The organism is Streptomyces sp. NPDC055140 (assembly GCF_053607285.1).
In genome coordinates this window covers 1-2,047 of the sequence record NZ_JBSGTG010000088.1, presented here as the reverse complement: position 1 = coordinate 2,047, position 2,047 = coordinate 1, and the positions used below count along the sequence as shown (strand labels likewise).

The following is a 2,047-nucleotide window of genomic DNA, read 5'->3' as shown; positions in this document are numbered from 1 at the left end:
AGCCGCCCACGAAATCCTGCTGAGGGAACTCGACGAGCAAGAGCAGTGGCTCGCCCAGAGCCCTGCAGCCGCAGAGGCCGCCGCCACCCTGGGCGCAGCGAACACTCTCAGCCTGCCCGCACTGACGAACCTGCTCGACTTGCAGACCCGCGTCGACGACGACTCCTCTCGCGCCCTCCTTGCTCAAACCCTTGGCCACCACATCAGTTGCACGCAACTGACTCTGGCCGCACGCATCCGTGACCAGGCCGCCCACAGCACCGACCGCGGGCACCTGCGCGAGCTCCGCACCAAGGCATTCCAGGGCCAGTTCATCGCCCTCGTCCTGACGACCGAGGCCGGCGAGATGAAGCTCGGCCAGTACCTGCAGCACCGCAACATCCAGATCACTCAGCAACCCGCCCCGGCAGAAGGCGCCGCGGTCGAGGTGGCCGCGACGGGAGAGGAGGCCGCCACCATGGCGGTGGACGCGGACGACGACATCCAACTGCCCGTCCTCGAGCTAGCCGGCGAGGTCTATCTGACGGACAAGCAAGCCTCTCCGCGCTTGCTCGCCCACGCCCAGACCCACCTGGCAAGCGGGGGCGCCACCATCGAGCAGTTCGCACACGTCCACGGCCGCCCGGTGTACGCGATGGTCACCCAGGGAGAGGCGCCTGCGCTCCACCTCGGTCTCACCCCGCCCGACACGGATGGTGACACCCGGGCCGTCTCCATCCGCGGGGATGAGCTGGCGACGGTCACCGCAGAAACCCTGCTGACGGCAGTGAACGGGTGGCTGAACGGGAGCGACACCGGCAATCGCCCACTCCTCGACTACGCGTCCGGCACCATACCGACACCCGCGCCGGCCCCGGCGGAGCAGGAACATCCGGCCCCGGTTCCGACGCACTCGCCAGCCCCTGCGGCCGAGCCCGCCCAGCCTGCTTTGCCGAATGACACCGTGGCGAAACCGAACACCTCACAAGTTCCCGCACCTGACGGGACCGCTGAAGGACCGCAGGCCGTGGATACTCAGGCCACCACACCACCGGCGCCGGAGCCGGTACCTGCTCAACCCTCTGAACAGGAGGTTCAAACGACGCCCCCGGCCCGGACGGCAGCCACCTCCGCACCGGCAGCCTCCTCCCCAAATACGGAAGCCAACGAGCAAGCAAGGGCCGAAGACACCAGTCAGCCGACCATCGCGGTGCCTGACGCGGATCCGAATGCTGCGGCTCCGGCGGACCCCGTCGCTCAGATCACGGCACTGGTCCGCACCGCCCTGTCCGATGGCGGCGTCACGCTGGATGCCACGGGCGTGCTCACCGCTCCACGCACCATCGTGATCACTCTGGAGACCAGCGGCACCCCCGAGCGTGACCGCGAACTCGCGGGCATGGTCCGTACCTCCCTCAACGACGCACTCCGGCGGCACCCCGAGCGGCAACTGAGCGCCTATCGCGTTGATTTCGAGCACACCTCCAAGGCCGGTCAGGGCCCACTGCCGGGGTCCGCGAGCACCACGGTTCTACCTGTCCCGCGTGATCGGCTGATCGCCGCCAACAATGCGGCAGCCAAGATCTTCGCCGAGCGGCTGCACAGCGACCCGAACGCGGAACGGGCCCGCACCTACCTGAGCGAGGAGCGCAAGCTGCCCGCCGAGGTACAGCAGGAATGGGGCCTGGGCTACGCGCCCTCCGACCGCGGTGCCCGCCGGTGGGACCTGCTGGTCGTCGAGCTCACAGCCCAGGGCTTCACCGAGGACGAACTCCTCCACGCAGGCCTCGCCACACGCAGCAAGCGCGACACGTTCATCGACGCCTTCGACGACCGCATCGTGTTCCCGATCCACGACGAGCACGGCGACATCGTCGGCTTCAGCGGGCGTCGCATCGACCGGCCCGGCGAGACCGAAGAACAGGCCAAGGAACGCCAGAGCCAGAAGTACTACAACACCTCGAACGACGCGGCCCTGTTCAGCAAGGGCGAGCTGCTCTTCGGGCTCCACCACCCTGCCCAGGCAGAGGCCCTGGCCGGGAGCGGCGGGCCTCGGGTCAGCGTCGAG

The 2,047-nt window shown here is 68.8% G+C and carries 1 pseudogene; it reads left to right on the top strand.

Annotation, left to right across the window (positions count from 1 at the left end):
- Positions 1–2,047, top strand: a pseudogene (locus ACWFR4_RS47125) (toprim domain-containing protein); the annotation flags it as partial.